Source organism: Micromonospora sp. 4G55 (assembly GCF_016803375.1).
In genome coordinates, this window is the sequence record NZ_JAEVHN010000483.1 from 1 (window position 1) to 4844 (window position 4844).

The following is a 4844-nucleotide window of genomic DNA, read 5'->3' on the forward strand; positions in this document are numbered from 1 at the left end:
GTCTCCGGGCCACGCCGGCTGACCAGCGCCAGGTGTCGCACGCCGTGCGTGCCGACCAGGTGCCGCGCGACCAGCGCGCCGAGACCGGTGGTGCCGCCGGTGACCAGCACCGTGCCGTCGGGCCGCCAGGGCGACGGGGGCGGCTCGGTCGGCACCGGGACGGGGGCCAGCCGGGGCACCTTCACCTGGTTGCCGCGCACGGCGACCTCCGGCTCGGGCAGCGTGACCACGGCCGGCAGCATCCGCAGGCTGGCCTCGTCGGAGTCGAGGTCGACCAGCATCAGCCGGTCGGGGTGCTCGGCCTGCGCGGCGCGCAGCAGGCCCCAGACGGGAGCGACGGTCAGGTCGAGGTGCCCGCTGTCGTCGTCCGCCGCGAACCAGGTCAGCACCACCAGCCGGGTGGCGGCGAACCGCTCGTCGGCGAGCCACGCCTGGGTAGTCTCCAGCACCCCGGCCAGGCCGTCGCGGACCGCCTCGGGCACCTCGCCGTCCGCCGGCTCGACCGGCAGGAACACCACATCGGGTACGCCGTCCGTCGCGGCCGCCGCGGCCAGCGCCGCCAGGTCCGGGTACGCGGGCACGCCCGCGCGGCCGAGGTCGACCTCGCCGCCGAGCACCGCCCACCGCTCGGGTACGGCCTCGGCGGCCTCGCCCAGCGGCAGTTGGGGCCAGTCGACCCGGAACACCGAGTCGAGGTGGCGGGTGCCGGTCATCGCCGCTCCGGCGGCCACCAGCCGGTCCGCGGTGACCGGCCGGACCACCAGCGACTCGACGGTGGCGACCGGGGTGCCGGCGGTGTCGGCCAGGTCCAGGCGGACCGCCTCGGAGCCGGCGCTCTCGTCGGAGTTGGTCCAGTTGATCCGTACCCGCAGGCGGCTGCGGCCGCCGGAGTGCAGCCGTACCCCCGTCCAGGAGAACGGCAGCTGGCCGGCGCCGATGTCCTGCGGCTTGCGCCCGCCGAGGAAGTCGGTGGCGCTGAGTGCGGCGTCGAGCAGCGACGGGTGCAGCCGGTACGCGGCCGCGTCCTGCCGGGCCTCGTCGGGGAGCGCCACCTCGACGAAGAGGTCCCGGCCGCGCAGCCAGACGGCACGCAGCCCGCGGAACATCGGCCCGAAGTGGTACCCCTGCGCGGTCAGGTAGTCGTAGACGCCGCTGATGTCGACCGGCTGGGCGTCGGCCGGCGGCCACTGACCCACGCCGACGCCGAACTCCTCCGGGGTGACCGGCGGCGTGTTCTCGGTGGCGAGCCAGCCGGTGACGTGCCGGGTCCAGCCCACCTCCGGCGGGGCGTCGTCGAACCGGGACCAGATGGCGATGCTCCGGCGGTTGCCGGTGTCCGGCTCCCCCACCACCACCTGGACGGCCGCGCCGCCGTGGTCGGGCAGCGGCATCAACTGCTCGATGATCAGTTCCTCGACCACGTCGCAGCCGACCTCCTCGGCGGCGCGCAGGGCCAGCTCGACGAAGCCGGTGCCGGGGAGCAGCCCCATGCCCATCACGTTGTGGTCGGCCAGCCAGGCGTGGGTGTCGAGGGCGAGCCGGCCGGTGAGGACCACGCCGCCGCCCTGCGGCGCCACCATGACGGCGCTGAGCAGCGGGTGGTCGGCGTCGCGCTGGCCGTGCCCGGCGGCGTCGCCGGCCCGGGTCTTCGGGGCGTTCAACCACAGGTGCCGCCGCTCGAACGGGTACGTGGGCAGGTCGACGCGGCTGCCACCGCCGAGCACCTCGGTCCAGCGGATCGGGGTGCCGGTGACGTGCAGCCGGGCCAGGGCGTCGAGCAGCTGCGTCACCTCGGACCGGTCCCGGCGCTGGGCCGGCGCGACGACGGTGTCGGTCACGACGCCCTCGATCATCGGGGTGAGCGCGGCGTCCGGACCGAGTTCCAGGAACGTCGTGACTCCCGCCTGGTGCAGGGCGGTGATGCCGTCGGCGAAGCGGACCGCCTCCCGGACGTGGCGCACCCAGTAATCCGGGTCGGTCAGCTCGGTGCTCGCCACGGCACCGGTCAGGTTCGACACGACCGGGAGTTGCGGCTCGGCGTAGGTCAGCCCTGCCGCCACGGCCCGGAAGTCGTCGAGCATCGGGTCCATCAACCCGCTGTGGAAGGCGTGACTCACCCGCAGCCGCGTGGTCTTGCGACCAAGGTTGGCGAAGTGCTCGGCCACGTGCAGCACGGCCGCTTCCGGACCGGAGATGACCACCGACCGGGGACCGTTGACGGCCGCGACGTCCACACCGGCACCCGCCGCCGCACCGTCGCCAGTGGAGGCTGAATCGTCTACGTCATCAGGTCGGTAGGACGCGACAGAGGCACCTTGTCCCGCCAGCGCCGCCCGCACCTCCTCCTCCGACGCCCGGATCGCCACCATCGCCCCACCAGCCGGCAACGCCTGCATCAACCGACCCCGAGCCGCCACCAGACGGGCCGCATCCGCCAACGACAACACCCCCGCCACATGCGCGGCGGCCAACTCACCGATCGAATGCCCAGCCACGAAGTCCGGCCGCACACCCCACGACTCCACCAGCCGGAACAACGCCACCTCGACCGCGAACAAGCCGGCCTGCGCATAGCCCGTCCGGCGGATCAGGTCCTCGTCGTCACCCCAGACCACCTCACGCAACGGCCGGTCCAGATGCGCATCCAGCTCCGCCACCATCGCGTCGAACGCCGCCGCGAACACCGGGAACACCGCATGCAGCTCACGACCCATCCCGAGGCGCTGCGCGCCCTGACCGGTGAAGACCACCGCCGTCCGGCCGCCGGAGCGGGCAACGCCGGATACCACGCCGGTGACGACCTCCCCGGCCGCCAGGACGGTCAGGCGGTCGACCAGCTCCGCACGGTCCGCGCCGAGCACCACGGCCCGGTGTTCCAGGGCCGCCCGGCCGGTGGCCAGCGACCACGCGACGTCCCGGTCGGCCAGGTCGTCCCGGCCGTCGAGGTGGGCGACCAGCCGCTCCGCCTGCGCCCGCAGCGCCCGGTCGGTACGCCCGGACAGTAGCCACGGCCGCACCGGCACAGTGTCGGCGTCACCGGTCGGCGGGCCGGCGAGCCGGTCCGGGCCGGCGAGGTCCGCCGGCGCCTCCTCGATGATCATGTGAGCGTTGGTGCCGCTCAGCCCGAAGGACGAGACCGCCGCCCGGCGGGGGCGTCCCTGCGCCGGCCACTCCCGCGGCCGGGTCAGCAGCTCCACCGCGCCGGAGGACCAGTCCACCTCGTCGGAGGGGGCGTCGACGTGCAGCGTCGCCGGCATCAGCCCGTGCCGCATCGCCTGCACCGCCTTGATCACCCCGGCCACGCCGGCGGCGGCCTGGGTGTGCCCGAGGTTCGACTTGACCGACCCGAGCCACAGCGGACGGTCCCGGTCCCGGCCGTACGTGGCGAGCAGGGCCTGCGCCTCGATCGGGTCGCCGAGCGCGGTGCCGGTGCCGTGCCCCTCGACCAGGTCCACCTCGGCCGGGGCGAGCGCGGCGGCGGCCAGGGCGGCCTCGATGACCCGCTGCTGGGAGGGGCCGTTCGGGGCGGTCAGCCCGTTGGACGCGCCATCCTGGTTGATCGCCGAGCCGCGCACCACGGCCAGCACGGGGTGACCCTTGCGCCGGGCGTCGGAGAGGCGTTCCACCAGCAGCAGTCCGATCCCCTCGGACCAGCCGGTGCCGTCGGCGCCGTTCGCGTACGCCTTGCACCGGCCGTCCGGGGCGAGGCCCCGCTGCCGGCTGAAGTCGACGAAGACGTCCGGCGTGGGCAGCACGGTCACGCCGCCGGCCAGCGCCATCTCCACCTCGCCGTGGCGCAGCGCCTGGCAGGCGATGTGCAGCGCGACCAGTGACGAGGAGCAGGCCGTGTCGATGGTGACCGCCGGCCCCTCCAGTCCGAGCGCGTACGCCACCCGCCCGGAGGCGATGCTGGCGCCGCTGCCGCCGCTGAGGTACGCGGCGATCTCCTCGGGCACGTGCTGCTGCACCCGGCTGCCGTACTCGGTGTACATGACGCCGACGTAGACGCCGGTGCGGCTGCCCCGCATCGAGGCGGGGTCGATGCCGGCGCGCTCGAACGCCTCCCAGGCGCCCTGGAGCAGCAGCCGCTGCTGCGGGTCCATGGCGAGCGCCTCGCGCGGCATGATGCCGAAGAACTCCGGGTCGAACTCGGCCGCGTCGTGCAGGAACCCGCCGGTCTTGACGTACGTCTTCCCGGCCGCGCCGGGCTGCGGGTCGTAGACCGCGTCGACGTCCCAGCCCCGGTCGACCGGGAACTCGGAAATCGCGTCGCGCTCCTGGACCAGCAGTCGCCACAGGTCGTCGGCGGAGCGCACCTCGCCGGGGTAGCGGCAGTGGATCGCGACGATGGCGATCGGGTCGTCGTCGGGCGCGGCCGGGGTGGTCGCGGCGGGCGCCGGTGCGGCGGCGGGGGCGACGCCGACCAGCCGGTCGGCGAGGAAACGCGCAGCGGCCTCGGCGGTCGGGTGGTCGAAGACCAGGGTGGCGGGCAGCCGCAGGCCGGTCGCCTCGTTGAGGGCGTTGCGCAGCTCGACGGCGGCGAGCGAGTCGAAGCCGAGGTCCTTGAACGCCCGGTCGGGGGCGACCGCCTCGACGCCGGAGTGCCCGAGCACCGCTGCCACCCGGGCGCGGACGAGTTCGACCAGGACGCGGTGCCGTTCCGCCTCGGTGACCCCGGCGAGCCGTTGGGCCAGCCCGGTGGCCGTGCCGCCGCCGTTGGTCGTACCGGCGGCGGTGCGCCGGGTGGGGGCGGTGACCAGGCCGCGGAGCAGGGTCGGCACCTCGCCCCGGGCCCGGACGGCGGCCGGGTCGACGCGCAGCGGCACGACCAGCGGTTCGCCGGT

The 4844-nt window shown here is 75.1% G+C and carries 1 protein-coding gene; it reads right to left on the reverse strand.

The window, feature by feature from the left end; all coding sequences use genetic code 11:
- Positions 1–4844: type I polyketide synthase (locus tag JNW89_RS27880; RefSeq protein ID WP_238451334.1), on the reverse strand; the 4844-nt coding region annotated here is incomplete at both ends.